General features: G+C 64.0%; 25 protein-coding genes. 10 read left to right on the forward strand and 15 right to left on the reverse strand.

Going from position 1 to position 25,425, the window contains the following annotated elements:
- Positions 1–158 precede the first annotated feature (158 nt).
- Together IVB27_RS36750 and IVB27_RS36755 are read left to right on the forward strand one after the other, a co-directional pair.
- Positions 159–779, forward strand: coding sequence for a response regulator transcription factor (locus tag IVB27_RS36750; RefSeq protein WP_247447524.1), 621 nt, complete (start codon positions 159–161; stop codon positions 777–779).
- Positions 780–958: 179 nt separating this feature from the next.
- Positions 959–2,641: a mucoidy inhibitor MuiA family protein gene (locus IVB27_RS36755; RefSeq protein WP_247447525.1), complete on the forward strand. Its 1,683-nt coding sequence runs from the start codon at positions 959–961 to the stop codon at positions 2,639–2,641.
- A gap of 244 nt (positions 2,642–2,885) precedes the next feature.
- On the opposite strand, the gene IVB27_RS36760 is transcribed toward IVB27_RS36755, so the two are convergent.
- The 4 genes from IVB27_RS36760 to IVB27_RS36775 all read right to left on the reverse strand — a co-directional run bounded on the left by IVB27_RS36760 (position 2,886) and on the right by IVB27_RS36775 (position 7,347).
- On the reverse strand, positions 2,886–3,785 hold the full coding sequence (locus IVB27_RS36760) for a carbohydrate ABC transporter permease (RefSeq protein WP_456648463.1): 900 nt from the start codon (positions 3,783–3,785) through the stop codon (positions 2,886–2,888).
- The gene (locus tag IVB27_RS36765) at positions 3,778–4,734 is read right to left on the reverse strand and encodes a carbohydrate ABC transporter permease (protein ID WP_247343201.1); all 957 of its coding nucleotides are present in this window, start codon (positions 4,732–4,734) and stop codon (positions 3,778–3,780) included. The genes IVB27_RS36760 and IVB27_RS36765 overlap by 8 nt, the downstream gene beginning before the upstream one ends.
- 139 nt (positions 4,735–4,873) lie before the next feature.
- Positions 4,874–6,217: an ABC transporter substrate-binding protein gene (locus IVB27_RS36770; RefSeq protein ID WP_247447526.1), complete on the reverse strand. Its 1,344-nt coding sequence runs from the start codon at positions 6,215–6,217 to the stop codon at positions 4,874–4,876.
- A gap of 86 nt (positions 6,218–6,303) precedes the next feature.
- Positions 6,304–7,347 (reverse strand): C-terminal binding protein, encoded by a 1,044-nt coding sequence (locus IVB27_RS36775; protein WP_247447527.1) that lies wholly within the window; start codon positions 7,345–7,347, stop codon positions 6,304–6,306.
- Between the two features lie 251 nt (positions 7,348–7,598).
- On the opposite strand from IVB27_RS36775, the gene IVB27_RS36780 reads away from it, so the two are divergent.
- A complete protein-coding gene (locus IVB27_RS36780) occupies positions 7,599–9,284 on the forward strand; it encodes a methyl-accepting chemotaxis protein (protein WP_247447528.1) in 1,686 nt (561 codons plus the stop codon).
- A 142-nt stretch (positions 9,285–9,426) separates the two neighbouring features.
- On the opposite strand, the gene IVB27_RS36785 is transcribed toward IVB27_RS36780, so the two are convergent.
- Together IVB27_RS36785 and IVB27_RS36790 are read right to left on the reverse strand one after the other, a co-directional pair.
- On the reverse strand, positions 9,427–10,404 hold the full coding sequence (locus tag IVB27_RS36785) for a Bug family tripartite tricarboxylate transporter substrate binding protein (protein ID WP_247447529.1): 978 nt from the start codon (positions 10,402–10,404) through the stop codon (positions 9,427–9,429).
- A gap of 98 nt (positions 10,405–10,502) precedes the next feature.
- Complete coding sequence (locus IVB27_RS36790) at positions 10,503–11,438, reverse strand: DMT family transporter (protein ID WP_247447530.1); 936 nt, start codon at positions 11,436–11,438, stop codon at positions 10,503–10,505.
- 105 nt (positions 11,439–11,543) lie between these two features.
- On the opposite strand from IVB27_RS36790, the gene IVB27_RS36795 reads away from it, so the two are divergent.
- Positions 11,544–11,933 carry a DUF1330 domain-containing protein gene (locus IVB27_RS36795; RefSeq protein WP_524536545.1) on the forward strand — a complete coding sequence of 130 codons (390 nt, stop codon included), beginning with the start codon at positions 11,544–11,546 and terminating at the stop codon, positions 11,931–11,933.
- Between the two features lie 13 nt (positions 11,934–11,946).
- Here IVB27_RS36795 and IVB27_RS36800 read toward each other — a convergent pair whose 3' ends face one another.
- Positions 11,947–12,879, reverse strand: a complete 933-nt coding sequence (locus IVB27_RS36800; protein ID WP_247447532.1) for a DMT family transporter — start codon at positions 12,877–12,879, stop codon at positions 11,947–11,949.
- A 426-nt stretch (positions 12,880–13,305) separates the two neighbouring features.
- Between IVB27_RS36800 and IVB27_RS36805 the strand changes: the two genes are divergently transcribed.
- Positions 13,306–14,598 carry an adenylosuccinate synthase gene (locus tag IVB27_RS36805; RefSeq protein ID WP_247343225.1) on the forward strand — a complete coding sequence of 431 codons (1,293 nt, stop codon included), beginning with the start codon at positions 13,306–13,308 and terminating at the stop codon, positions 14,596–14,598.
- A gap of 36 nt (positions 14,599–14,634) precedes the next feature.
- On the forward strand, positions 14,635–16,248 hold the full coding sequence (locus IVB27_RS36810) for a hypothetical protein (RefSeq protein WP_247447533.1): 1,614 nt from the start codon (positions 14,635–14,637) through the stop codon (positions 16,246–16,248).
- An 81-nt stretch (positions 16,249–16,329) separates the two neighbouring features.
- Here the strand turns inward: IVB27_RS36810 and IVB27_RS36815 are convergent, their stop codons facing one another.
- The 3 genes from IVB27_RS36815 to IVB27_RS36825 form a co-directional block, all read right to left on the reverse strand.
- Complete coding sequence (locus tag IVB27_RS36815) at positions 16,330–16,605, reverse strand: hypothetical protein (RefSeq protein WP_247447534.1); 276 nt, start codon at positions 16,603–16,605, stop codon at positions 16,330–16,332.
- 260 nt (positions 16,606–16,865) lie between these two features.
- The gene (locus IVB27_RS36820; RefSeq protein WP_247447535.1) at positions 16,866–17,096 is read right to left on the reverse strand and encodes a hypothetical protein; all 231 of its coding nucleotides are present in this window, start codon (positions 17,094–17,096) and stop codon (positions 16,866–16,868) included.
- Positions 17,097–17,133: 37 nt separating this feature from the next.
- The gene (locus IVB27_RS36825; RefSeq protein WP_247343234.1) at positions 17,134–17,379 is read right to left on the reverse strand and encodes a hypothetical protein; all 246 of its coding nucleotides are present in this window, start codon (positions 17,377–17,379) and stop codon (positions 17,134–17,136) included.
- Between the two features lie 143 nt (positions 17,380–17,522).
- On the opposite strand from IVB27_RS36825, the gene IVB27_RS36830 reads away from it, so the two are divergent.
- Together IVB27_RS36830 and IVB27_RS36835 are read left to right on the forward strand one after the other, a co-directional pair.
- Positions 17,523–17,948: a DUF5413 family protein gene (locus tag IVB27_RS36830; RefSeq protein WP_247447536.1), complete on the forward strand. Its 426-nt coding sequence runs from the start codon at positions 17,523–17,525 to the stop codon at positions 17,946–17,948.
- Between the two features lie 63 nt (positions 17,949–18,011).
- Positions 18,012–18,569, forward strand: a complete 558-nt coding sequence (locus tag IVB27_RS36835) for a DUF4112 domain-containing protein (RefSeq protein ID WP_247343238.1) — start codon at positions 18,012–18,014, stop codon at positions 18,567–18,569.
- Positions 18,570–18,678: 109 nt separating this feature from the next.
- On the opposite strand, the gene IVB27_RS36840 is transcribed toward IVB27_RS36835, so the two are convergent.
- From IVB27_RS36840 to msrA, 4 genes are all read right to left on the reverse strand, one after another.
- A complete protein-coding gene (locus tag IVB27_RS36840; protein ID WP_247343240.1) occupies positions 18,679–18,972 on the reverse strand; it encodes a hypothetical protein in 294 nt (97 codons plus the stop codon).
- Between the two features lie 213 nt (positions 18,973–19,185).
- A complete protein-coding gene (locus tag IVB27_RS36845) occupies positions 19,186–19,350 on the reverse strand; it encodes a DUF3309 family protein (protein ID WP_211394774.1) in 165 nt (54 codons plus the stop codon).
- Positions 19,351–19,458: 108 nt separating this feature from the next.
- The gene (gene msrB, locus IVB27_RS36850) at positions 19,459–19,878 is read right to left on the reverse strand and encodes a peptide-methionine (R)-S-oxide reductase MsrB (protein ID WP_247447537.1); all 420 of its coding nucleotides are present in this window, start codon (positions 19,876–19,878) and stop codon (positions 19,459–19,461) included.
- 31 nt (positions 19,879–19,909) lie between these two features.
- Positions 19,910–20,614 (reverse strand): peptide-methionine (S)-S-oxide reductase MsrA, encoded by a 705-nt coding sequence (gene msrA / locus IVB27_RS36855; protein WP_247447538.1) that lies wholly within the window; start codon positions 20,612–20,614, stop codon positions 19,910–19,912.
- A gap of 244 nt (positions 20,615–20,858) precedes the next feature.
- Between msrA and IVB27_RS36860 the strand changes: the two genes are divergently transcribed.
- Positions 20,859–22,556: a tetratricopeptide repeat protein gene (locus IVB27_RS36860; protein ID WP_247447539.1), complete on the forward strand. Its 1,698-nt coding sequence runs from the start codon at positions 20,859–20,861 to the stop codon at positions 22,554–22,556.
- 110 nt (positions 22,557–22,666) lie between these two features.
- Here the strand turns inward: IVB27_RS36860 and IVB27_RS36865 are convergent, their stop codons facing one another.
- Entirely contained in the window at positions 22,667–23,782 is a 1,116-nt protein-coding gene (locus tag IVB27_RS36865; protein WP_247343252.1) for an ATP-dependent DNA helicase, read from the reverse strand.
- A 419-nt stretch (positions 23,783–24,201) separates the two neighbouring features.
- Here IVB27_RS36865 and IVB27_RS36870 point away from each other — a divergent pair, with 419 nt between their 5' ends.
- Positions 24,202–25,407 (forward strand): LLM class flavin-dependent oxidoreductase, encoded by a 1,206-nt coding sequence (locus IVB27_RS36870; protein ID WP_247447540.1) that lies wholly within the window; start codon positions 24,202–24,204, stop codon positions 25,405–25,407.
- Positions 25,408–25,425: the final 18 nt, after the last annotated feature.

A 25,425-nucleotide genomic window follows, 5' to 3' on the forward strand; every position in this document is an offset into this window, starting at 1 on the left:
GTAAAGTTTCTGTCCCGATCCGTCAAATCCGGAAACAGGGTGGAACATACATAAGTGAAACCGAAGCACTGGCGCGGATGCCGTGCTCACGACGCGGGGCGCTATGAGGCCCTCGGCCGTCTCGGATCATTTGAGCAAGACATTATTGGATCGGGATCATGCCGGGAAACATGCTTTCCAAGGGTGAGGTATTCGTCATCGACACCGACGCCGCCTCCCGAGAACAACTTTCCACCGCGCTCCAACAGAGCGCCTATGACGTGATTTGCTTTGCCGACGGTGCGTCTCTGCTCTCGGAAGCCAAGGCGCGGATGCCGGCTTGCGTGCTGCTGGAAATGCCGCCCGATCGCTCCGGCCTCGACGTGCTCAAGCGCCTGCGTGAGGAAAACTGCATGGCGCCGGTGCTGGTGACTGCGGCTAACGGCAGCATCGCCATGGCGGTTGACGCGATCAAGAGCGGCGCGGCCGATTTCATCGAAAAACCGTTCCGCACCCACGATATCGTCGACCGGATCGATGCCGCCATCGACGAATTCGCACAGCCCGGCTCTCACCGACAGCGCTGGCTGCCCGGCTGCGAACCCCTGGCCGGGCGTGAAGGCGACGTGCTCGAACATCTCGCCGCCGGCCTCACCAACAAGGAGATCGCCCGACGCATGCATTTGAGCGCACGAACGGTCGAGGGCTATCGCGCCGGCATCCTGAAAAAGGCCGGAGCCAAGAACGTCACCGATCTGCTCCGCCGCATCTTCGGCCAGGGTTCGCCCACCCAAGTCTAAAGTCTCAAGTCAAAAGCTTCGCCGCGGGACGCCACGTTCCGCGGCCTTGGTGCCGCCGCGGCCGCGCCCCACGGAAACCCCAATCGAACCAGTTCCTTCGCTGCCGCGTCTCATCACATGGCGCGGCATCTTTTCGCGCGTCCGGCTGCGGCGCGGCGATATCGGCAGGGAGGAAATTTATGCGCATCATCGCAAAATATCTGGCGACGACGAGTCTGGTCCTGGTGACCAGTGCGGCCGCGTTGCCGTCATGGGCCGCAGACGTCGACGCCACATCGGCGATCGACACCGTCACCGTCTATCCCGATGGCGCCACCGTCACCCGTATCATCGCGCTGGACGTTGCCTCCGGCGACAGCACGCTGGTCGCCAAGGATTTTCCGCTCTCGCTCGATCCGTCCTCCCTCCGCGTCGAAGGCGAGGCGGGCGCAAAACTCACCATCGGCACGATCGATGCGCGGCCGCCGCGTGCGGCGCCGCCGGTCAACCTGTCCGAACTCGACAAGCGGATCGAAACGCTCAAGGACGAGCGCTCCGACTTGCAAGGAGCAATCGATGCGGCGGTTGCGCGGCGCAAATTCGCCCAGCGGTTTGCCGAAGCGTCCCCCGCCGGCCTCGGTGAAAAGGGCGAAGCGCGCCCGATCACCGAATGGCGGGCGGCGTTTGGCGCGGTCGGTGAGGAGATCGCGACCGCCGACACTGCGATCCGAGATGCCACGCGGAAACAGCGCGAGATCGATCGCCAGATCGTGCAACTCGAAGCCGAGCGCTCGGCCAAACCGCCGAGCAAGCTCGAGGTGCGGATCGACGTCGCCTCGGCGGCCGCGACCAAGGCAACGCTGCGTGTGACCTATGCCGTGCGTAACGCGCGCTGGCTGCCGCTCTACGACGCCCGGCTCGACACCGGCGCCAAGGACCGCAAGCCGCAACTCGAGCTGGTCCGCCGCGCCGAGGTCACGCAATCGACCGGCGAGGATTGGTCGAACGTGACGCTCGGCGTCTCCACGGTTCGCCTCGGTCGCGGCGGCAGCGCGCCGGAGCTGAACTCGCTTGTCGCGCAGTATTTGCAAGTCCCGAAGCCGCGCGCGTTGGGTTCAGTCTCCGATACGGCGATGCCTGCGGCGGCACCGATGCAGCGAAAGGTGGAAGCCCCCGCCTACGCTGGCAGATCCAGGGAAGATCTTGCGGAGCGCGCCGACGAACAGCAGGCGGTTGCCGAAATCGGCGATTTCCAGGCCACCTTCAGGATTCCGGGCCGTGTCAGCCTCGGCGCCGCCGAGGGCGCCAAGAGCCTGCGCATCGCTTCGATGAACGTGCCGGCCGATCTCATGGTACGCGCGGCACCGGTGATGGACCCGATCGCCTTCCTCGAAGCCAGCTTCAAGCAGACCGACGATACTACGCTGCTGCCGGGCAAGGTCGCGATCTATCGCGACGGCGTCTTCGTCGGCCGCGGCAAGCTCTTGGCCTCCGCCAAAGACGACATCGTGCGGCTCGGCTTCGGCGCCGACGACAAGGTCAAGGTCGAGCGCGCCGTGCTCAAGCGCAACGAAGGTTCGGCCGGTCTCTTGGTCACGACGTCGAAGACCGACGAGCGCGCATTCAAGACCACCGTCCGCAACGGCCACGACTTCCCGATCAGGGTTGCGATCGAGGATCAGCTGCCGGTCAGCGAGAACGAGGACATCGTGGTGGAGATGCTGCCGGCGACCACGCCGCCGACCGCAAGCAATATCCGCGACCGGCGCGGCGTGCTGGAATGGTCGTTCGACGCCAAACCCGCCGAGGTCAAGGACATCAACTTTGTCTGGCGCATCCGCTGGCCGAAGGACAAGAGCATGGTGATCGTGCCGGCTGGCTAGAGTCCGGCCACTGGCGGCGCCGCGCGCATCGACAGGTCACGTCCAGCCGGCTCGGTTTCGAGAGAACCGAGCCCTACTTCGCCTTCAGGAAATCCGCGACGTCGAGCAGCATGAACTCGTCGTCGTCGGCCTCGTTGGGATCGCGGCTGGACGAGAACGGCAGATTGTTATGCGTCTCCTGTTAGCGAAGGCCGTCTTATGCGGATCGCGTGTTGTGAAACCGGGCCCAACGCTGCAGCCGCGGTTACTCCTTTACCGCGCCGGTCAGTGACGACACGTAATAATCCACGAACAGCGAGTAGAAGATCGCGACCGGCAGCGAGCCGAGCAGCGATCCCGCCATCAACGCCCCCCACTGGTAGACGTCGCCGGTGACGAGTTCGGTCAGGATCGCGACCGGCACGGTCTTGTTGGCGCCGCTCTGGATGAAGGCGAGCGCGTAGATGAACTCGTTCCAGGACAGCGTGAAAGAGAAGATGCCGGCTGAAATCAGACCAGGTACCGCCAGTGGCAGCGTGATCCGGCGCAGGATCTGCAGCCGCGTGGCGCCGTCCACCAGCGCGCATTCCTCGAGCTCGTAGGGGATCGACTTGAAATAGCCGATCAGCAGCCAGGTGCAGAACGGCACCAGAAAGGTCGGATAGACCAGGATCAGGGCAAGCGGGCTGTCGAACAGGCCGAACTGCACGACCACGGTTGCGAGAGGAATGAACAGGATCGACGGCGGCACGAGATAAGCGAGATAGATGCCGAGACCGACATAGGCGCTGCCGCGAAAGCGCAGGCGTTCGATTGCATAGGCGGCAAGCGTGCTCGCGATCAGCGACAGCGTGGTCGAGCCGATCGCGACCAGCATCGTCGTCCACAGCCAGCGTGGATAGGCGGTGTCGAACAAGAGATGCTTGATATGGGCAAGCGTCGGCGAGGAGATCCAGAACGGATTGTGCTCCTTGTAGTTCATCAGTTCGGCGTTCGGCTTGAACGACGTGATCGCCATCCAGTAGAACGGAAACAGCAGGATCAGTACGAAGCAGCCGAGCGGCAGGTAGATCATCATCAGCCGCCGCAGCCCGGAATCCCAGGCCATGGTGTCGGGCGCGGCCTTCGCGTCGGCGGTGGCCGGTTGAGCGACAAGATCAGTCATTGTTCTCTCCCTGCTGCCATTTGCGGCGCGCGAGGCCGAAATATGAGAACAGCGTCGCGAACACCAGGAACGGGATCATCGAGACCGCGATCGCCGCACCTTCACCGAGCTCGCCGCCGGCAATGCCGCGCTGGAAGGCCAGCGTTGCCAGCAAATGGGTCGAGTTGCCGGGGCCGCCACGGGTGATGGCGTAGACGAGCTGGAAGTCGGTGAAGGTGAAGATGATGGAGAAAGTCATGACGATGGCGAGGATCGGCATCATCATCGGGAAGGTGATATAGCGGAAGCGCTGCCAGGCGGTGGCGCCATCGAGCATCGCCGCCTCGTAGAGCGAGGGCGAGATGGTCTGCAGCCCCGCCAGCAGCGAGATCGCGACGAATGGAATACCGCGCCAGATGTTGGCGGCGATCAGCGAGAAGCGCGCCGGCCAGGGCGAGCCGAGGAAGTCGATATTGGTCGTGCGCCAATGCAGCACGTCGACCAGGAGGTAGGAGATGATCGAGAACTGCGGATCGTAGATCCACCAGAACGCCAGCGCCGACAGCACCGTCGGCACGATCCAGGGCATCAGGATGATCGCACGCAACAGGCTCTTGAGCGGAAAATGGTTGTTGAGCAGCAGCGCGAGCCAGAAGCCGAGCGCGAACTTCCCGAACGTCGCGATCGCCGTGTACACCACGCTGTAGAACACCGCGTTCCACCACAGGGAATCGGTGAGCAGATACTGGAAGTTCTCCAGGCCGACGTAGACGCCTTTTCTGCCGATCGTTGTGTCGGTGAAGGCGAGCCAGATGCCGAGGCCCAGCGGATAGGTCAGGAACACCGCGAGCAGCCCGATCGCGGGTGCGAGGCACATCACGATCAGGAACGGCTTGTAGTCGAACAGGCGTACCAGCCAGGATGGCTGCCGCTGTGCGAGTACGGGGGAGGAGAGGGTGGTCACGGACATCGGTCAGGCGTCCTGTTCTAGGCTGTCACCATATCCGTCATTGCGAGCGAAGCGAAGCAATCCAGTCTGTCTGCGCAGTTACAGTCTGGATTGCTTAGTCGCTTCGCTCTCGCAATGACGGTCGCTTTATCGTCGGGCGTTATTTCTGGCGCCGGAAGTACCGCTTGCTGCGCTGCTCGGCTTCCGCGGCCGCGGCTTCCGGCGTGGCAGCGCCGGTCGCAACGGACGCGAACATCTGAATCAGCACGTAGTCGGCGCTGACGGCACCGGTCGCCGTCGAGATCGGGCCGGCGTAGCCGTCATAGTAGGTGCTGTTCATTGTGTCCTTGAACAGCTTCACCTTGGGATCCTGCGCCCACACGCCGGCCTCGCCATAGGCGGCGAGCGGCTGGGACCAGTAACCGGAGTTGGCGTTGAGCCAAGGCTCGTACTGGTCCTTTTCCAGCATGTATTGCAGGAAGGCCTTTGCGGCGTTGGGGTACTGGCTGTGCTTGAACACCATGGCGTTCAGGGTCAGGCCCGCCATCGGAGAGACCTTGGCCAAGCCCTTCGGCAGCAACTGATGCTCGCTGTCGTCGGCGATCGCCTTGGTCGCGGGATCGTTCTTCAGCGAGAAATACAGCGAGACGCCGTTGGCGGTCAGCGCGATCTCCTGCGCGGCGTAGGCGCGGTTGTTGCTGACGTCATTCCATGACGTCGTGCCGGCGATGAAGGTCGGGTAGAGCTGCTTGACCCAGTTCAGTGCGGCGATCGTCTCCTTGCTGTTGATGACGACGTTGCCCTCTTCGTCGAGCAGGGCCGCGTTGTGCGACCACAGCGCCCAGCTCGCGAAGCCGTTGCCGTCGCCCTTGGCATTGCCGAGCGCGAAGCCTGCCGGCTTGCCGGCCTTCTGGAGCTTCCGGCACAGGTCGAGGATCCCGGCATGGTCTTCCGGCACCTTGTCGAAGCCCACCGATTGCAGGATCGATTTGCGGTAGATCAGAGGCCCCGCGGTGGCGCCAAACGGCAGCCCGATCCAGGTGGGGCTCTTGTTCTTCTTGCCGTAGCGCTGCGCCAGCGGCAGCCAGCCGCCGTAGCGCTTGCCGAGATAGTCGGCGACGTCGGTCAGCTCGACCAGCTTGTCGACATAGATGTGCGGTGCGTCGGAGAAGCCGATGATGATGTCGGGACCGGCGCCGGAATTCGAGGTCACCGCAGTCTGCTGGTTGATGTCTTCCCAGCCGACGAAATCGACCTTGACCTCGACACCGGTCTCCTTGGTGAATTTTGCCGCATTGGCGCGGAACACGTCTTCGTCGGCCTGGACGAAGCGTACCGGTCGCAGCATGCGCAGGGTTGCGCCTTTCTCGATCGGCAGTTTCGGTGCGGGGACGTCGGCGGCCTTGATCGCGGATTGGGCGTTCGCCGGAGCACCGGTTGCCGCGATCGCGGCAGCGGACAGGCCCAGCGCCAAGGCATCACGACGTGTGATGTCGTTCCTCATCGATTTCTCCCTATATGTTTCCCTTCCCGGCGTTGATCGCCGGTGAAGGGTCTTTTCGGTTTCCGGCGCGCCTGGCGGCCGGCCGCCTAGCTGTTCGGACCGCGGTCCATGCTGACAGGCTGCCAGCGGCGGAGCGCGGTGTCTTGCAGCACCGACGGATTGACGCAGCTTACCGGCCACATGCCCTGAAGCACCAGTGACAATTCGTAGCCCACCCGGCGCTTGCGCGCCTCGTCGAACCGTGCCGAGGCCGAGGCGACATGGGCGGTCAGGGTCACGTTCTCCATGCCGAGCAGCGGATTGTTGTGCGAGGGCGGTTCCTTCTCCAGCACGTCGAGGCCGGCATGGGCGATCCAGCCCTCCTGGAGCGCCTTGATCAGGCTTTCCTCGTCCACGGTGGCGCCGCGGCCGGTGTTGATGAAGACCGAACCCTTCTTCATCTGCCGGAAGTGCTTCTCGGTGAGCATATGATGCACCTCCGGCCGGGCGGGGGCATGCATTGAGACGAAATCGGATTGCGACAACACCTCGTTCAGCGTTGCCGGGATCACGCCGTGGTCGGACATCAGCGTTTCCTGGATGAACGGATCGTAGGCTATCATGCGCAGGCCGAACGGCGCCGCGCGCTTCGCAACCGCACGCGCGACGCGGCCGAACGAGACGAAGCCGAGCGTCTGGCCCATCAGCCGCGGAATCTTCGACAGCGCCGGCCGGCCCTCGGCCCAGCGGCCGCTGCGCACCATCCGGTCCTGCTCGACCAGCCGGCGGAAGCCGGCGAGCAGCAGCATCATGGCATGGTCGGCGACCTCCTCGATGAAGGTGTCGGGGATGTTGGTGACGGGAATGCCGCGCGCCGTCGCGGCCTTGATGTCGACGCTGTCGACGCCGACGGAGCCGAGCGTGATGACCTTGCAGGTCTCCAGCGCATCGATGATGGTCTTGGTGATCGGGATGCCCTTGGCGTAGATGGCGTCGGCGGTCTTCGCGGCGGCGATGAACCCGGCCTCGTCGGCAGGAGCCTCGACGATCTCGGCATCGATCGGATCGAGCGCCTCGCGCTCGTAGGAATAATCGCTGCTCGCGACGGTGAAGCTCGCGCCTTTCGGCGTCACCACCCTGTATTTCGGCATGTCCTGCTCCCGATTTGGTTTCTTGTTGGGACCCGGCCTTCGCGCGGGCCTTTGCGCCTTTTACGCGAAATCGGGCAAGTCGCGTACAATTCCCAGTTGTCGTTGAGGTGATTTATACGACCGGTTCGACGCCTTCTCCGGGCTTCTACGGGGCGTCCCGTAACAGGTTGCTAAGGGGTCCCCACTAAAACTTGATTTAATTTCGACCGACTCACTCGCGCGTCCTTATCCCTTTGTTGCCGGAGCCTCCCGTGAAATTGAGCAATCTGAAGATCGCCCCCAAGCTCGGCATTCTTGTCGGCGTCACCTTGTTTGGCCTGTGTATTTCCGGGGTTCTTGCCGGCTATCTGATGAAGCGCGAGATGGTGAATGCGCGCATCGACCAGGCCAAGGCCATCGTCGAGATGGGTCGCAACTATGCGATTACGCTGAAGAAGCGCATCGACGCCGGCGAGCTGACGAAGGACGCCGCGATGACGGAGCTTCGGCGCTATGGCAACGCGATGACCTACGACAAGGGCGCCGGCTATCTGTTCGGCACCTCCTATGATGGCATCACGCAGCTCGCGCCCGATCCCAAGCAGATCGGTATCGATCGCATGGACGTCGAAACCAACGGCCGCAAGCTGAACCGCGAATTGATGGCAGGCGTGAAGGCCAACGGCGACACGATGCTGTATTATGAATATGTGAAGCTCGGTCAGGACACGCTGATCCGCAAGATCGGCTATGCGATGGCAGTCCCCGGTCTCGACATGTTCATCGGCACGGGCGCCTATCTCGACGATATCGACGCCAAGATGGGCCCGGTCTACTGGCTGCTTGGCTTCGCCATGCTCGGCATCATGATCGTCGCCGGCAGCGTTGCCTGGCTGATCGGCCGCAGCATCAGCCGTCCGCTCGCGCTGCTCGGTACCCGCATGAAGGATCTCGCCGACGGCAAGCTCGAGGGCGACATCCCCGGTGTCGGCCGCAGCGATGAGGTCGGCGCGATGGCTTCGACCGTCCAGATATTCAAGGACAACGCTGTTCGCATTCGCGGTCTGGAAAGGACCGAAGCGGATGCCAAGGATCGCTCCGCGGCGGAACGTCGCAGCACGATGGAGGGCATTGCCAGCGACTTCGAACGCAGCGTCAACGGCATCGTCCGCTCGGTCTCCTCGGCCGCGACGGGCATGCAAGCCACGGCGCAGTCGATGACCGCGACCGCCAGCGACGCCTCTACGCGTGCGGCGACTGTCGGCGCGGCCTCACAGAGAGCGTCGGGCAATGTCGGCACGGTTGCTGCGGCCGCGGAAGAGCTGTCGAGCTCGGTTGCGGAAATCTCCCGCCAGGTGACGCGCTCGACCGAGGTGGCGAGCCGCGCCGTCAACGACGCCGAACGCACCAACGCCACGGTGCAGGGGCTCTCCACCGGAGCCGAGAAGATCGGCGAGGTGGTCAAGCTGATCCACTCGATCGCCGCGCAGACCAATTTGCTCGCCCTCAACGCTACCATCGAGGCGGCCCGTGCCGGTGAATCCGGTCGCGGTTTCGCCGTCGTCGCCTCCGAGGTCAAGGCGCTTGCCAACCAGACCGCCAAGGCGACCGAGGAAATCTCCGCCCAGGTCGCGGCGATGCAGACCTCGACCAGCGATGCGGTCGCAGCCATCGGCGGTATCACCCAGACCATCGCCGAGATGAGCGAGATCACCGCGGGCATTTCCGCGTCGATCGAGCAGCAGGGCGAGGCCACCCGCGAGATCGCCCGCAACATCCAGTCGGTCGCGGCCGGCTCGAGCGAGATCAACACCCATATCGGCAGCGTCGCCTCGGCCGCGGAAGCCACCGGTACGGCCGCCTCCGACGTGCTGACCAATGCCCGCGAGCTGGACAACCAGTCCGGCGCGCTGCGCAGCGCGGTGGATGGCTTCCTCGCCAAGGTGCGCGCAGCGTAAGACAGATTCTCGTGCCCCGGACGCAGCGCAGCGCTTCTTCAGCGGTGCGCTGCAGAGCCGGGGCCCATGCCTGTCGCATTCTGGGTCCCGGCTCTGCGTCGCACCGCTTCGCGCTGCGCCGTGTCCGGGACACGAGACCGTCCTACTGCTTCTCGATCCCCGCTTCCCGGATCAGTTTCTCCCACAACACCAGCTGTTCGTTCACGAACGTGCCGAGCTGCTCCGGCGTGCCCGAAAATGCGTCCATGCCGAGGGTGGCGAGCTGGGTCTTGATTTCCGGCTTCTCGACGATCTTCCGGATCTCGGCGTTGAGCCGCGTCACGATGTCCTTGGGCATACCGGCGGGACCAAAATAGCCCTGCCACGACGAGATGTCGAAGTCCGGCACGCCGGCCTCCTGCATCGAGGGCAGGGTCGGCACCAGCGATGAGCGGTCCTTCGTCGTCACGGCGAGCGCACGTAGCGCGTTGCCCTGGACGTGGGGCAGGCCGGTTAGGATATCCACGAACATCATCGACACGCGGCCGCCCATGACGTCGTTGAGCGCCGGCGGCGAGCTCTTGTAGGGCACGTGCAGGAGGTCGAGCCCGGCATTGTGCGCAAAGGTCGCGCCTGACACGATCGCCGAGGACGAGCCCGAGGCGTAGCTCAGCTTGCCGGGATTGGCCTTGCCGTAGGCGACCAGCTCGCCGACGGTCTTGGCCGGTACTTCCGGGTGGATCACCAGCATGAAGGGCAGGTCGCCGGTGCGCGCGATCGGGGTGAAGTCCTTGACCGGATCGTAGGTCAGGCTTTTGAGCAGATAGGGATTGGCCGAATGCGTGGTGTTGGTGGTCACCAGCAGCGTGTAGCCGTCGGGGGCGGCACGCGCGACATAGGTCGCGGCGATCATGCCGTTGGCTCCCGCCTTGTTCTCGATGACGATGCCGACGCCCAGCGCCTGCGACAAATGCTGCGAGATCAGCCGCGTCGTGGTGTCGGTGCCGCTGCCGGCAGCAAACGGCAGCACCAGCGTGATGTTGCGGCTCGGATAATTGTCGGCCTGCGCAGCGGATGCGGCGGCGAGACAAAGAGCGGCGGTGCCGACGGCACGCAGGTTTCGGATCAACGCTGAAAGCATGTCTGGTCGTTCCCTCTTTTTTCGTTGGCGGGGAACCTAGCGTCTCCTCGTTGAAATCGGAAGGCGCGAGTTTGTCGCCTTGTCTCCGCACCGCGGAATTACTTCACCGCAGAGCCCTGGCGCGAGGCGATCACGACGCCGGCGAGCACCAGCAGGTAGCCGATCAAATGGAAAGGCTGGAGCTTTTCGCCGAGCAGCAGGATCGCCATCGCTGAGCCGAACACCGGCACCAGATGGAAGAACGGCGCGGCGCGATTCGGGCCGATCAGCGCCACGCCGCGGTTGAAGAAGAGATAGGCCAGCGTCGAGGGAAAGATCAGGATGTAACCCAGCGTCCCCAGCGTCACCGTGTCGAATTGCATGACATGGCCGCTCCAGGCCTCCCAGATCGCGGTCGGGAGCAGCATCGTCGCGCCGCAGCAGGTGGTGAAGGAGAGAAACGAGAGCTGGTGGATCTTCGGTCGCCGCGGAATGAAGGCGGAGTAGATCCCGAACGCGACCAGCGAGGAGGCGAACATGATGTCACCCCGGTTGAAGCTGATGCTTGCGAGCGCCGCGAAATCGCCGTGCAGGATGATGACGAGCACGCCGAGCAGCGAGATCGCGATGCCGGCGAGCTGCGCACCCGTCAGCCGGACGCCGAACAGCACCAGCGACCATAGCGCCACGAACAGCGGTCCGGCCGACTGGATCAGCAGCGCGTTCAGCGCTTCCGTATATTGCATCGCCCAGTACGAAACCGCGTTGTTGAAGGCAAAGCCCACCAGCGACAGGAACAGCATCAGCGGCAGGCTTTTGCGCAAATTCGGCCAATCGCGCTTCAGATGCGGCCAGGCGAACGGCAACAGGATCAGGAATACGCCGAACCAGCGGATCGTGGTCACCGTCAGCGGCGGCACATGCGCGCCGACATGGCGCGCGAGCACGATGTTGCCGGCCCAGAACAGTGAGCTCAGGCTGAGCAGCAGATAAGGCTGGTTGTTGAGCCAACTGGCCGGATTGGGGGGCTTTGGCGCGGGCGAAGCGATCGTCATTGGCGTTGGATACAAGCTTGCGCCGGATTTGCGTAGTGACACAAGTCACGTCGCCGCAATGCTACAATGCAGGCATGACCAGAGGAGGCGGCATTGGCGGTTAATATGTTGAACATCGACGGCCTGGGGCGGCTCGATCAGGATGCCCCGGTGGTGATGCTGAATCTGATGCGCTTCCACGAGCGTTCGTGCGACGGCGACGGATCCGGTTGGGACGCATACTTGCGCTACAGCGCCGTCACAGTGCCCATGATCAAGGCGCGCGGCGGCACGCTGCTCTGGACCGGCGACGCCAAGGCGGTCGCGCTCGGCGCGCAGCAGGGAAACGATTGGGATTTCGCGGCGCTGGTCTATTATCCCACCGTCGCGGCTTTCCTCGCCATGATGACGTCAGAAGCCTATGAGACGGAGGCCGACCCGCATCGCGTCAACGGCTGCGCGGAGCACGTCATCATTGCGACGAGCGAGGCGTACAGCAAGTTCAAGATCGGCTGACGTTGGGCGTCAGTTATGTCGCCTGCTTCCGCGACGCCACGAACACGCCGGCCAGCACCAGCGCGAACCCGAGGAAGTGGAACGCCTGCGGGTTTTCGCCGAGGAACGCCATCGCCATGATCGAGCCGAACACCGGCACGACGTGGAAGAACGGTGCGGCGCGGTTGGCGCCGATCAGGCGGACACCACGGTTGAAGCAGAGATAGGCGAGCGTTGACGGAAACACCGCGACATAGAACAGGGTCAGGAGGTTGGGTCCGTCGAGTTTCATCAGGGGACGCGCGGACAGCTCCCAGATCTCCAGCGGAATGAGACAGGCAGCACCGCAGCCGAAAGTGAAGGCGAGGAACGACAGGCCGTGCATCGGCGGCCGCTTCAGTGTCAGCACCGAATACAGCGCGAAGATGATGAGCGCGACGATGAAGATGAGGTCGCCCTTGTTGAAATCGATGTTCGACAGCGTGGTGAAATCGCCATGCAACAGGATGATCAGCACGCCGCACATCGACAGAAGCACGCCAAAAGCCTGCGCCGCGGTGAGCCTGATACCGAGGATGGCCAGCGACCACAGCGCCACGACCAGCGGTGCGGCCGATTGCAACAGGAGAGTATTGAGCGCCTGCGTATGCTCCAGCGCCCAATATTGCAGAGTGTTGAAGGCGCCGATGCCCGTGATCGAGAGCGTGACCATCAGGCCGAGCTTGCCGCGGATCGCGGGCCAGTCCTGCGCCAGATGTTTCCAGGCGAACGGCAGCACCAGCAGGAAGGCGAAGAACCAGCGCAGGAAGGACAGCGTGACCGGCGGGATGTGGCCGGCGGCGAGCCGCCCGACGACGGCATTGCCGGCCCAGCACAGCGCGGTGATGCTGAGCAGCAGGTAAGGCTGGTTGGCGATCCAGCCGTGACCGGATGTCTCCGCGCTTGTGGTCTGGCCGGTGGCGGACATTGTGATTGTTATGGCCCCGCGTCATGCGCCGAAGCCTTCCGGCCCGGCGTTGTCCGGGCCGGCGCGTGGCCCGGCTCCTCTCAAAGACACGGAAATCGAGGCTGCATCAACGGGGGGCGGATGCATCGCGACCATGCAGCGGCAGATGCGGTGCCTTACGCTTTGGTCGAAGCTATCGCACGGCCTCGGAATATTTCTGGATTTTCAGGGGATATCAAAGGCTTGGGATGGGCCTCGGGCCTCGAAAAAGCCCCGTTCTTGCTTGCCTAGAGAGGCTGCTTCCTTTATCCGGTTGGGCTGCCTCGCGTGCGAACGGCCTCTGGCCGGGAATCAGGCTGGGCGCAGGCATGGTCCCGGAAAAGTGGGTACCGGTTTTCCGTTTGGATCATGCCGCTTACAGAGAAATCTTCGAAGGATTACCCGCGAATGGCCAATGTTGTCGTCGTCGGCGCCCAATGGGGCGACGAGGGAAAGGGCAAGATCGTCGACTGGTTGTCGGAGCAGGCGGACATCGTGGTCCGCTTCCAGGGCGGCCATAACGCCGGCCATACCCTGGTGATCAACGGCGAGACCTACAAGCTGGCGCTGCTGCCGTCCGGCGTGCTGCGGCCGTCGAAACTCGCCGTCATCGGTAATGGCGTGGTGTTCGATCCGCAGGCTTTCCTCGACGAAGTTGCAAAACTGAAGGGACAGGGCGTCGCCATCAGCCCGGACAACCTGCGCATCGCGGAGAACGTCACACTGATCCTGCCGTTGCATCGCGAGCTCGATGCGCTGCGCGAATCCTCCAACGCCGCGACCGCGATCGGCACCACCCGTCGCGGCATCGGGCCGGCTTACGAAGACAAGGTCGGCCGCCGTGCCATCCGCTTGATGGACCTCGCCGATCTCGACACGCTCCCGCACAAGATCGACCGGTTGCTTGCTCACCACAATGCATTACGCCGCGGCCTCAATCTGCCGGAGTTCGACGGCAAGGCCATCCAGGACGAATTGACCGCGTTCGCGCCGCAGCTGCTGCCCTATGCCGAGACGGTGTGGCGGCTGCTCGACATCAAGCGGCGCGAGGGCAAACGCATCCTGTTCGAGGGTGCGCAGGGCGCGCTGCTCGACGTCGACCACGGCACCTATCCCTATGTGACGTCGTCCAACACGGTGGCGGCGCAAGCGGCGACCGGCACCGGCATGGGCCCGGGCGCGGTCGGCTATGTGCTCGGCATCTGCAAAGCCTACACGACGCGCGTCGGCCAGGGTCCGTTCCCGACCGAACTCAACAACGAGATCGGCGAGGAGATCGGTCGCCGCGGCAAGGAATTCGGCGTCAACACCGGCCGCAAGCGCCGCTGCGGCTGGTTCGATGCCGTCTTGGTCCGGCAGACTGTCCGCACCTGCGGCATCACCGGTCTGGCGCTGACGAAACTCGACATTCTCGACGGCTTCGATTCGATCGACGTCTGCACCGGCTACATGCTGGACGGCAAGGAAATCGACCATCTGCCAGCGGGCGAGGGCGCCCAGGCCCGGGTCGAGCCGATCTACGAGACCATCGAAGGCTGGAAGGAGCCGACCGCAAACGGCCGTTCCTGGGCCGACCTGCCGGCCCAGGCCATCAAATATGTCCGCCGGATCGAGGAATTGGTGGGGTGCCCCGTCGCGCTGCTTTCCACCAGCCCCGAACGCGAGGATACTATTCTGGTGCAAAATCCGTTTGAGGCTTAACGATATCTTACCGGGACGTGCGCTAGTTGAGTTGAAATGGCTGATTACTATCCGCTGATCGCCCGCGCTATTGCAGCCCTGGACCCCAACGCTCCCGGCGAGAGCCGTCGCGCGCTCTACGAGCGGGCGCGCACGGCGCTGATCGCGCAGCTCCGCAGCGTGCAGCCGCCGCTCTCCGAATCCGAGATCACCCGCGAACGGCTGTCCCTGGAAGAGGCCGTCCGCAAGGTCGAATCGGAAGCTGCCCAGCGTGCCCGCGAGGCCTCGCGCCCCGGTGGCGGCGCCCGCAGCAGCGGCAGCGGCGATGCCTTCCGCCGCGCCAGCACCCGCGCCACCGAGGGCAACTCGCCCGCGCCCCAAACCGCTGCCCCGCCGCGCACCCGTCCGGCTCCGCCGCCGCGCGCCGACCGGCCGTCCTTCAACGTCGATGACCAGGGCGACGCCCCGCGTGGGCCGCGGGCCCCGCGTTTCGACGCGCCGCGCCAGCCGGGTCCGTCGGCACCGCCGCCGATGCCGGAGCCTCCGCCGGCCGGACGTGATCGCGCCAGTGGGCGCCGTCAGCCGGACGTCGGGCCGCCGTTGCCGCCTGCACCGGGCGTACGCGGCTTCCGTGACATCACGGCCGACGCCAATGATCTCGGCGGCGCCGCCGCGCAGGCCAACCGTGCTGCGCGCCGCACCTACGCCAACGTGCCCTCGCCCTCGCCGGAATTCGACCGGCTCGAGCCGAGCCTGGAGAATCGCGCCGCCGGGGAGGCGCCTTATTCCTACGACGAATCGATCGAGGAAGCCGAGCGCTACGCGCCGCAGTCGCAGTCGCCATCGCAGCGTCCGCACATCCCGGTTCTCGACCGCAATACCAAGAAGAAGCGCGCCCGCACCGGCTCCGTGTTTCCGTTCAAGAGCGCAATCGCCGTCGGCATCGTGCTGATCCTGGTCGGTGCCGGCATCCTCTGGGGCAAGCAACTGGTCCAGACCGCGAGCGGCCTGTTCAAGTCTTCGCCGACGCAGGTGGTGGAGGCGCCGAGGGATTCGTCGCAGCCGCAGAGCAAGCCGAAGATTCCGGATCGCGTCGGCCAGCCTTCAGCCAGCGACCAGCCGGTCGCGCCGGTGGCGCAGAAGGTGGTGCTCTATGACGAGGATCCGTCCGACCCCAAGGGCAAGCAATATGTCGGCTCGGTGGTGTGGCGGCTCGAGCCGATCAAGGCGTCCGGCAACCAGAAGGCCGACGTCGCCGTGCGCGCCGACATCGAGATCCCCGATCGCAAGTTCAAGATGACGATGTCGTTCCGCCGCAACACCGACTCGTCGCTGCCGGCGAGTCACACCGCGGAATTGACCTTCATCCTGCCGCCGGATTTCCCGGGCGGCAGCGTCTCCAACGTGCCCGGCATTTTGATGAAGTCGAACGAGCAAGCCCGCGGCACGCCGCTCGCAGGTCTCGCGGTCAAGGTCACCGACGGCTTCTTCCTGGTCGGCCTCTCCAACGTCGATGCCGACCGCAGCCGCAACGTCCAACTCCTGAAGGAGCGCTCCTGGTTCGACGTGCCCCTGGTCTACGCCAACCAGCGCCGCGCCATCATCGCCATCGAGAAGGGCGCTCCCGGCGAGCGCGCCTTCAACGACGCCTTCGCGCAGTGGGGCGACTGAGGTCGCGCCTGACTGTCGTTCACCTTTCCCTCCGGAGAGGTGAACCGGGCATTCAACGATCCAACCGAAATTGAACCGGCGCTATTGCGCAGCAGCTTCTCGTTTGCGCGATCCCGTCGCGGCTGCGTGCTCGCGGTCCATCACGGCACGACAGCCGGGGCTGACCTGCGCCTTTTTGTGAACCATGCAGGCCCTGATCCTGGGGATGTCGGGGATTTCACTCGAGCAGAGCCGCATGGCATCGCCGGAGCACATCTGTTGCGCTTCGGACGAGAAGGCGAGGCCGGGCGATGTCTGGAATGCGACGGCGGTGGTGGCGATGGCGAAGAGAGTTGCGATTGTCTGATAGTGTGTCATGCAGAATGCGTCCCCGAGTTCCGTGGGCTTGAGCCACTTGGTTTTTGGGGCGCCGCACGCGGCTTGATCTGCCGCATGTCACAGCCTTCACGCCGGGACCTCAATCCCGCATGTGGTCGCTCGATCTCTCGTGATGTGCGAATCGAAAAGTGCTGCGCCGCCCGAGCCAAGTATGCGCCATTGTCACGCGGCCGCAATGGGACGCAAAAAGGAATTCGCAATTGTTGCGTACACGTCACGCACAAAAACGGCGCGCGCGATCAGATCAACCGATCGGAGGATACGCTCGCTTGTTCCGCGTCACCCGCGCCAAGCCCTGCGGCGTGTTCCTCGACGGCGGTGACGCCTCTTGCTGTGAGTTCGAACAGATCGCCGTCTTTCATCACGTAACCGTCGGCGATCAGCTGTCCCACCTTGCCTTGCCGATCGTCGGCGAAGGCAACGGACTGACTGATGTCCCTGAGGATCGAGAGCTGTTCGTCGCGCAACATGGCTTCACTCTCCGTTCGAGCGGAATGGTTCCGGTCCTTACATGCCGTGGCTCTGAAACACCTTTTTGCAAGAGCGCGACAGCTTGGCTCTGTTGGCCTGCAAGCAGCCTTGTACCGCCGTGTCGTTGCCGAGCTCTTTTCGGCACAGCCGCGAAGCATCGCGCGAGCAGGCCTGCTGTTCCTGCGGGGTGCCGCCATGACCTTGCGCGCGCGCAGGCAGGCTCGACAGGCCGGTCAGGACCGTCAACGCGATCGTCGTCAGAAAGAACAGTTCGCGGGACATCGGCGGCTCCAAATCTGACAGGTGAGTTTCAAGTCCTGTCTGAACTCGTCGCTATGCCGCTTGTTCCCAAAGGCAGAGCCCGCACGCCGCTATTCAAGGTTCCCGCGGCACTGCTATAACAGGGGGAAGGATGGGGGTGGTTGATGAAACGCTATCTGGTGTTTGCGCTGGTCGGCCCGTTCGTGGGCGGGTTCCTGCTGCTGCTGACGACGACTTATCAGTCCGGCTATTGGGCCCAGACCAACCTCGGCGAGGTCGGCAAGCTGTTCGCAGTGTTCTTCAAATCGCTGCAATACAGCTATCTGTTCGGCTTCCTGCCCTCGCTGATGCTCGGCGCGGTCGACGATATTCTGGTCCACGTCCGCCGGATCGGCCCGGTGCTGCGGATGCTGCTGGTCGGCGTGTTCGCTTTCATCCTGGCTTCCCTGACTTACAGTTCGCGTGGGCCGGATTCGGGCGCGGTGCAGTTCATCCTGTACGGCCTCGTCGGGTTCGTGCCGGCGGTGATTTCATCTTGGCTCGTGCATAAATATGTCGAGGAGCCGCTGCCGGCGGCGGCGCGGAGCTGAGCGCACGACCCCTTGATCAGGGCCGCAGCAACCTCGGCCGCCCTGGCGCGTTGCCTTGAGATCATGACCATGTCCGATGACGATATTCTTGCTCCACGCCGATCCCGTTCGGGAAGCCGCTCGGGCGCGGCTTCTTCGGGCGCCGAGGGGCGTGGGCCGATCATCGACCAGGACGGTCGCGAAATCCGGCCCGAAACGCTGGAGCAAGGCTTTCGCGAATTTCGCTTCGAATTCGGCAAAGATAATCCATTTGCTGGCAGCCCGTTCGGCAATCTGACGCGCGAGCAGCGGATCGCGCGGATCGAGGCGATCGCAAAGCTGCTCGACGTCGCTTTCGTCCTGCCCGGCACCAATATCCGCTACGGCATCGACGGGCTGATCGGACTGATCCCCATCGTCGGCGACATCATCACGACCGCGATCTCGCTGTGGCTGGTGCGTGAGGCCCGCGCGCTCGGCGCGCCCTGGTACCTCACCGCGCGCATGCTCGGAAATGTCGCCGTCGACGGCGTGGTCGGCATCGTCCCGTTCGCAGGCGACGCCTTCGACGTCATGTTCCGCGCCAATATGCGCAACGTGCGCCTGTTGCGCCGCTGGCTCGACAAGCAGCCGCGCACCTGACACTCCCCAAAACGCAAAAAGCGCGACGGCTTATGGCCATCGCGCCTTCAGCGCACATCGGAGACTTACGATAAAGCAGACTTGCGATAAAGCAGGCTTGCGAGAAAGCTTACGCCGCGTCGGCGTCGGCGTTCTCGACGGGCTCAGGCTTGCGGTGACGGGGCAGCGGGAAGGCTTCGCTCTCGTAAAGCGAGCGGATCCCGTTCTGGTCGAAGCGCGCTTCCTCGACCTGGAGATAGGCGCCGTTCAGCGAATCCGTCGGCAGCTGCTCCATTGCGAACTGCACGGCTTCGGCCGCGGTACCAAACCGCCGATAGGTGAAGCCCGCGCGCTTCTTCTTGCGGATCGCGGCGGGAAAGAGTTCGGCGGAGGTGTTGAAGTTGAACGGACGCAGTGGACGCATGGTCAAAGACCTCGTGATCGCTCTGGGGCTTTAAGCGCGTGGGATTTGGACGGGCGGAGGCCACGATCAGGTGGGCCCGCCGCACATGTCATTTTCGTCCTCTAATATAGGCCGTTTTGACAAAATTGCGACCCCTGCGATGAGAGATGATGAATCCACGCATGGCAGGTCCGCGACTTGGAAAGTCGCAATAACATCAATGGCTTGATTGGTTTATAGCTTACCGAGGAGCAGCAGCACGAGCAGCACCACCAGCACGAGGCCGCCGATCCCCATGCCGGAATGGCCCATCCCGTAGCCGTAGCCACCGAAGCGGCCCGACAGACCGCCGAGCAGATAAATGATCACCAGGATGATCAGGATGGTCCCAAGCGTCATGGCATCCTCCCTGGCGGCCGCCGAAACACGATGGTCGGCCGCACCGCCAAAGAAGAAAAGCACATCGTGTCCCCCGGTTCCATGACGGAACCGGGGGACACGCAACGATTATTTCGGCTCGAGCTTCAGCGCCGCCGAGTTGATGCAATAGCGCAGGCCGGTCGGTCCGGGGCCGTCAGGGAAGACATGGCCGAGATGGCCGCTGCACTTGGAGCACAGCACCTCGGTGCGGATCATGCCGTGGGTGACGTCCTGCTCCTCGTCGACATGGCTCTCGACGGCGGGCTGGGTGAAGCTCGGCCAGCCGCAGCCGGAATCGAATTTCGCATCGGATTCGAACAGCTCGTTGCCGCAGCCGGCGCAGGTATAGGTGCCGGCGCGGTGGTCGTGCTCATATTCGCCGGAGAAGGGACGCTCGGTCGCCTTTTCGCGCAGCACCGCGTACTGCATCGGCGACAACTCGCTGCGCCATTGCTCTTCGCTCTTGATGACCTTGTCGTCTGTGGTTTTCGTCTTGGTGTCGGGCATGGGTCTCCCGTCTTTTTTGGTGATCTCGCGATCAGTTGGTAGCCTTGCTGGCACTCACCAGCGTCGGCTTCTCAATGTAGTTATCCGCGAACAGCTTTTTCAGGTTCTCTACCTTCGGGAGATCGTTGTAGGCGATATAGGGCTGGTTCGGGTGCAGCGTCAGATAGTCCTGATGATAGGCCTCCGCCGGATAGAACGCCTCCAGCGCGCCGACCTTGGTCGCGATCGGCTTGCTGAAGACCTTGGCGCCGTTGAGTTGGGCGATATAGGCTTCGGCCACCTTCTTCTGCTCGTCGGAGGTGGTGAAGATCGCCGAGCGATATTGCGTGCCGCTGTCGGGTCCCTGCCGGTTGAGCTGGGTTGGGTCGTGCGCCACCGAGAAGTAGATCTGCAGGATCTTGCCGTAGGAGATCTTCTTCGGATCGTATTTGATCTCGACCGCTTCCGCATGGCCGGTTCGGCCGCTCGAGACAGTCTGGTAGTCGGCCGTCGCCTTGGTGCCGCCAGCATAGCCGGAAACCGCGTTGAGGACGCCCGCAGTGTGCTGGAACACGCCCTGCACGCCCCAGAAGCAGCCTCCGGCGATCACGGCGGTTTGGGTCCCGCTTGCGGGTGCCGCATCCACTGCGGGAGTTGGGATCACGACCGCGTCCTCGGCGGCCCGGGTCGGCGCGGCAAAAGCCAGCGTCAGGGCGGTGGTTGCGGCGAGCAGGGACAGGATGGCAGGTCGGCGCATGGCAATCCTCTTTCGGAAGGTCTGACAGTCTAGGGCGGTTGGAGCCGGGCGAACAGCCTGCCCGGCATTTACAGACATTCGAGATACGGGACGGCCGGACGATTGTTACGGCCGGACGGACACGAGTCTGTGAAAAACGCGGCCTGGGACAGTCCGGCTTGGCGAGGACCGGAACTCCGCGCTAGATGAACCCGCGCGATCGATGATCGACCTAAAGATTGATGGCTGGAGCTGACCTGACAACATGCTGCGCGTCATATCCCTGACCTTTGTCGCCGTGCTCGCCGGCTTGGCCGTCTGGAGCTCGATCGCGGCGGCCGGTTCGCAATCCGGCGACGACCTCGCGATTTGCCGCGACCGCCAGGCGGATGCGCAGGCCAGGGCGCAGGCCTGCGACAATCTGCTCAACGCCGACCGTGTCGCCGGCAAGGACAAGGGCATCGCGCTCTCCGTGCGCGGCAATACGCTGATCAACAAGCGCGACTACCTCCACGCGATCGAGACCTTGTCCATGGCCGTCGATCTCGATCCCGACAACGTCGTCACGCTCAATTTGCGCGGCCTTGCCCATGAGCGGACGGGCCAGGACGACCTTGCGATGGCGGACTACAACCTCGCGCTCCAGAAGCGTCCGACCTACGGTGTCCCCTACAACAACCGCGGAATCATACAGCTGCGCCGGGGTGCGCTGCAAAGCGCGCTCGACGATTTCAACCTGTCGATCAAATACGCGCCCAAGTTCCTGCTCGGCTACACCAACCGCGCCCGCGTCCGCACGCTGATGAAGGATTTTGACGGTGCGATCGCCGATTTCGCGGAGGCCGAGAAGATCGAGCCGGCCGCGCAGCAGATCACCAGCAACCGCTGCATCACCTACGGCATGATGGGCAAGTTCGACCAGGCCTTCGCCGACTGCAGCCGCCTGATCGAGAAGCAGCCGAAGAACACTTACGCGATCAACAATCGCGCCGACGTCAACATGTTGAAGGGCGATTTCGACGCCGCGCTGAAGGACTACAACACGGCCATCCAGATCAACCCGAACAACGTCCGCGCACATTCAGGCCGCGGCCAGATCTACGAGCGCAGGAAGGATCTCGCCCAGGCCCGCGCCGACTATCGCGCGGCAGCCTATTCGCTGACGAAGTTCGACGAGCTCGACGTCGCGCGCGCCCGCGCGATCGCGCGGGAACGGCTCGCCGCGCTGACACCGCAGGCGCCGGCCGGATCAACGGGGCGCCGTGTGGCGCTTGTGATCGGCAACGGCGCCTACAAGAACGTCCACGCCTTGCCCAACCCGCCCCGCGACTCGAAAATGATCGCAAGCGTGCTGCGCGATGTCGGCTTCCAGACCGTGATATCCGTCAGCGACCTGACCCGCGACAAATTCTTCGAAGCGTTGCAGACGTTTGCCGCCGAGGCGGAGAAGGCGGATTGGGCGGTGGTCTATTACGCCGGCCACGGGTTCGAGATCGGCGGCGTCAACTATCTCGTTCCTGTCGACGCCAAGCTCGCTGCGGACAGGGACGCCGAGACCCAGGCGGTTGCGCTGGAGCAGGTGATTGCCGCCGTCGGCGCCGCGCGAAAGGTGCGTCTGGTGATGCTGGATGCCTGCCGTGACAATCCGTTCGCGCCGACCATGCAGCGCACGCTGTCGCTCAAGTTGGTCGACAAGGGCTTTTCCAACATCGAGCCCGGCGCCGGCTTCATGGTGGTCTACGCCGCCAAGCACGGCGAGACCGCGATGGACGGCGATGGCGGCGCCGACAGCCCCTTCGCCACCGCGCTCGCCCGCGAGATCAAGGTGCCGCGCGTCGAGATCCGAAAACTGTTCGACATCGTCCGCGACGACGTCTGGGTTGTGACCAAGCACGAGCAGCAGCCGTTTTCGTACGGCTCGCCGCCGGGGCGGGAGGATTTTTATTTCGTCGCGGGGAAGTGAGAGATCTTAGGTGCGTACGGCGGATTAGCGAAGCGTAACCCGCAAACTTCGTTCCGCATTCGCTGAAGCATGGTGGTGGGTTACGCCTCCGGCTAACCCACCCCACGGTCTCACACCACAATGCTCAGCCGCTTCGCCGCCCGCGTGATCCCCGTGTACAGCCACCGTGCCCGGCTCTCCTGAAACGCAAAGCTCTCGTCGAACAGCACGACGTCGTCCCATTGCGAGCCCTGCGACTTGTGCACGGTCAGCACATAGCCGTAGTCGAACTCGTCATAGGGCTTGCGCTGCTCCCAGGCGATCGCCTCGACGCCGCCCTCGAAGCAGTCGGCGCGCACCGAGACCTTCGTCACCTTGTGGCCAAGATCCTCGTCCGGCGACAGCCGCATGCTCAGGATTCTCGATTTCGAGCGCGTGGTGTTGCGCGACTTCACGCGCCACAGGCCGCCGTTGAACAGGCCCTTCTTGCGGTTGTTGCGCAGGCACACCAGCTTGTCGCCGGCGACCGGAAAGGTGTCCTCGATGTTCTGGCGCTGACGCACCCGCATATTGTACGCGCGCCGCGTGTTGTTGCGGCCGACCAGGACCTGGTCGGCGGCCATGACGCGATCGGGATCGAGCTCCTTGCGCGACACCACCTCGCTCTCGCCGTAGCGGCCGATGTCGAGCTCACGTCCCTCGCGGACGTCCATCGACATCCGCACGATCGGGTCGTCCTGGGCCTGGCGGTGCACCTCGGTCAGCATCGCGTCGGGCTCGGTATTGGTGAAGAAGCCGGCGCCCTGGATCGGCGGCAGCTGCGCGGGATCGCCCAGCACCAGCAGCGGGCAGTCGAACGACATCAGGTCGCGGCCCAATTCGGCATCGACCATCGAGCATTCGTCGATCACGATCAGCTTGGCCTTCGAGGCCGGGGCGTCGTCCCACAGCTCGAAGCTCGGCTGCTCCTCGCCGGATTCGCGGGTGCGGTAGATCAGCGAATGGATGGTGGAGGCCTCGTCGCAACCCTTGTTGCGCATGACCAGCGCCGCCTTGCCGGTGAAGGCAGCGAATTTCACCTCGCCGTCGACGCCGTCGGCGATGTGACGCGCCAGCGTGGTCTTGCCGGTGCCGGCAAAGCCGAACAGGCGGAACACCGGCGGCGTGCCGTTGCGGCCGGGTTTTGCCTTCAGCCAATCGCCAACGGCTTTGAGCGCGGCATCCTGATGCGGGGTGAATGTGGCCATGTCTGTCTTGAGGAGGGGCGAAACGGAGCGATTCGCAATCCCCAAAACTAACCATTCGCACCGCCGGTTCAAGCGCGGGACGATCGCATTTAACTGCCGTTTCCCTGCCGCCCATCCTTCGAGACGCCCGCCTTTGGCGGGCCCTCAGGATGAGGACGGAGTGCGCGGCAGCGCTTTCGACAGGCAAAGATGCCGCTCAGCCTCGTCCTGAGGAGACCGCAAAGCGATGGTCTCGAGGGACGAGGCGCTCGCTCAGGCCAAGCGGCCCAAACATGCGCTTATGGCGCACACTGCTACGTGCGGTCGAGGAATCGTTCTCCCGCACGACGGAATTGCTGCTCCGTAGACAGCGCCGCCTCGCGCATTAAGATGAGCGCAAGAACAATAAGCGGGCAAGAAAACTTGGGAGAGACGTCGTCATGAAGTTCGGCATCTTCTATGAGCTGCAACTGCCAAGGCCCTGGGTGGCCGGCGACGAGCTCAGGCTCTACCAGAATGCGCTGTCGCAGATGGAACTCGCCGACCGGCTCGGCTACGACCATGCGTGGGTTGTCGAGCATCACTTCCTCGAAGAATACTCGCATTCGCCCTCGCCGGAATCCTTCCTCGCGGCGGCCAGCCAGCGCACCAGGAACATCAGGCTTGGCCACGGCATCCTTCAGCTCACCACCAACCATCCCGCCCGCGTTGCCGAGCGCGTCGCCGTGCTCGACCTGCTCTCCAACGGCCGCTGCGAGTTCGGCATGGGCGAGAGCGCGTCCATTACCGAACTCACGCCGTTCGGACGCGACATGGAAACGAAGAAAGAAGTTTTCGAGGAAGCGGTCAGTGCGATCTTCCCGATGTTCAAGGACGCGGGCTCCGAGCATCACGGCAAGTACTTCGACATCCCATTGCGCAATGTCGTGCCGAAACCGGTGCAGAAGCCGCATCCGCCGTTGTGGATGGCCTGCTCGCAGCTGCCGACCATCGAACGTGCCGGCCGTTACGGCTTTGGCGCGCTCGGCTTCCAGTTCGTCAGCGCGGACGCCGCGCACGCTTGGGTGCACGCCTATTACAACGCCATGACCAAGCGTCTGGCAAAGCTCGCCGACTATGAGATCAACCCGAACATGGCGTTGGTATCGTTCTTCATGTGTGCCAAGACGGACGAGGAGGCCCGCGCCCGCGCCGACGGCGCCACCTTCTTCCAGTTCGCGCTGCGCTTCTACGGCGCCTCGCAGAACCGCCAGCGTCCCGCGCCCTACACCGTCAACATGTGGGACGAGTACAACAAGTGGAAGCGCGACAATCCCGAGGCGCAGGAGGCCGCGCTGCGCGGCGGCCTGATCGGCTCGCCCGAGACCATCCGCAGGAAGCTGAAGCGCTTCCAGAGCTCGCATATCGACCAGGTGATCCTGCTTAATCAAGCGGGCAAGAACAGTCACGAGCATATCTGCGAATCGCTCGAGCTGTTCGGCCGCGAGGTGATGCCGGAGTTCCAGAACGATCCCGCGCAGGAAACCTGGAAGCAGGGCGTGATGAGCGGTGAGATCAAGCTGGAAGAGATCGACACGGAGGCCTTCACCGACCGCTACGGCAAGCTCGCCGTCACCGTCGCGCCAGCGAAGGCGGCGGCGGGGTAGGGCGTCTTCCGGCCCGCG

Origin of the sequence: Bradyrhizobium sp. 197 (genome assembly GCF_023073375.1) — a bacterium.
Lineage (GTDB): Bacteria > Pseudomonadota > Alphaproteobacteria > Rhizobiales > Xanthobacteraceae > Bradyrhizobium.

What these genes read in the sequence shown, in the direction of transcription:
- IVB27_RS36750 (WP_247447524.1), top strand. Translation starts at nt 159, where the DNA reads ATGCCGGGAAACATGCTTTCCAAGGGTGAGGTATTCGTCATCGACACC.
- IVB27_RS36755 (WP_247447525.1), top strand. Translation starts at nt 959, where the DNA reads ATGCGCATCATCGCAAAATATCTGGCGACGACGAGTCTGGTCCTGGTG.
- IVB27_RS36760 (WP_456648463.1), bottom strand. Translation starts at nt 3,785, where the DNA reads ATGACTGATCTTGTCGCTCAACCGGCCACCGCCGACGCGAAGGCCGCG.
- IVB27_RS36765 (WP_247343201.1), bottom strand. Translation starts at nt 4,734, where the DNA reads ATGTCCGTGACCACCCTCTCCTCCCCCGTACTCGCACAGCGGCAGCCA.
- IVB27_RS36770 (WP_247447526.1), bottom strand. Translation starts at nt 6,217, where the DNA reads ATGAGGAACGACATCACACGTCGTGATGCCTTGGCGCTGGGCCTGTCC.
- IVB27_RS36775 (WP_247447527.1), bottom strand. Translation starts at nt 7,347, where the DNA reads ATGCCGAAATACAGGGTGGTGACGCCGAAAGGCGCGAGCTTCACCGTC.
- IVB27_RS36785 (WP_247447529.1), bottom strand. Translation starts at nt 10,404, where the DNA reads ATGCTTTCAGCGTTGATCCGAAACCTGCGTGCCGTCGGCACCGCCGCT.
- IVB27_RS36790 (WP_247447530.1), bottom strand. Translation starts at nt 11,438, where the DNA reads ATGACGATCGCTTCGCCCGCGCCAAAGCCCCCCAATCCGGCCAGTTGG.
- IVB27_RS36795 (WP_524536545.1), top strand. Translation starts at nt 11,544, where the DNA reads ATGTTGAACATCGACGGCCTGGGGCGGCTCGATCAGGATGCCCCGGTG.
- IVB27_RS36800 (WP_247447532.1), bottom strand. Translation starts at nt 12,879, where the DNA reads ATGTCCGCCACCGGCCAGACCACAAGCGCGGAGACATCCGGTCACGGC.
- IVB27_RS36805 (WP_247343225.1), top strand. Translation starts at nt 13,306, where the DNA reads ATGGCCAATGTTGTCGTCGTCGGCGCCCAATGGGGCGACGAGGGAAAG.
- IVB27_RS36810 (WP_247447533.1), top strand. Translation starts at nt 14,635, where the DNA reads ATGGCTGATTACTATCCGCTGATCGCCCGCGCTATTGCAGCCCTGGAC.
- IVB27_RS36815 (WP_247447534.1), bottom strand. Translation starts at nt 16,605, where the DNA reads ATGACACACTATCAGACAATCGCAACTCTCTTCGCCATCGCCACCACC.
- IVB27_RS36820 (WP_247447535.1), bottom strand. Translation starts at nt 17,096, where the DNA reads ATGTTGCGCGACGAACAGCTCTCGATCCTCAGGGACATCAGTCAGTCC.
- IVB27_RS36825 (WP_247343234.1), bottom strand. Translation starts at nt 17,379, where the DNA reads ATGTCCCGCGAACTGTTCTTTCTGACGACGATCGCGTTGACGGTCCTG.
- IVB27_RS36830 (WP_247447536.1), top strand. Translation starts at nt 17,523, where the DNA reads ATGAAACGCTATCTGGTGTTTGCGCTGGTCGGCCCGTTCGTGGGCGGG.
- IVB27_RS36835 (WP_247343238.1), top strand. Translation starts at nt 18,012, where the DNA reads ATGACCATGTCCGATGACGATATTCTTGCTCCACGCCGATCCCGTTCG.
- IVB27_RS36840 (WP_247343240.1), bottom strand. Translation starts at nt 18,972, where the DNA reads ATGCGTCCACTGCGTCCGTTCAACTTCAACACCTCCGCCGAACTCTTT.
- IVB27_RS36845 (WP_211394774.1), bottom strand. Translation starts at nt 19,350, where the DNA reads ATGACGCTTGGGACCATCCTGATCATCCTGGTGATCATTTATCTGCTC.
- msrB (WP_247447537.1), bottom strand. Translation starts at nt 19,878, where the DNA reads ATGCCCGACACCAAGACGAAAACCACAGACGACAAGGTCATCAAGAGC.
- msrA (WP_247447538.1), bottom strand. Translation starts at nt 20,614, where the DNA reads ATGCGCCGACCTGCCATCCTGTCCCTGCTCGCCGCAACCACCGCCCTG.
- IVB27_RS36860 (WP_247447539.1), top strand. Translation starts at nt 20,859, where the DNA reads ATGCTGCGCGTCATATCCCTGACCTTTGTCGCCGTGCTCGCCGGCTTG.
- IVB27_RS36865 (WP_247343252.1), bottom strand. Translation starts at nt 23,782, where the DNA reads ATGGCCACATTCACCCCGCATCAGGATGCCGCGCTCAAAGCCGTTGGC.
- IVB27_RS36870 (WP_247447540.1), top strand. Translation starts at nt 24,202, where the DNA reads ATGAAGTTCGGCATCTTCTATGAGCTGCAACTGCCAAGGCCCTGGGTG.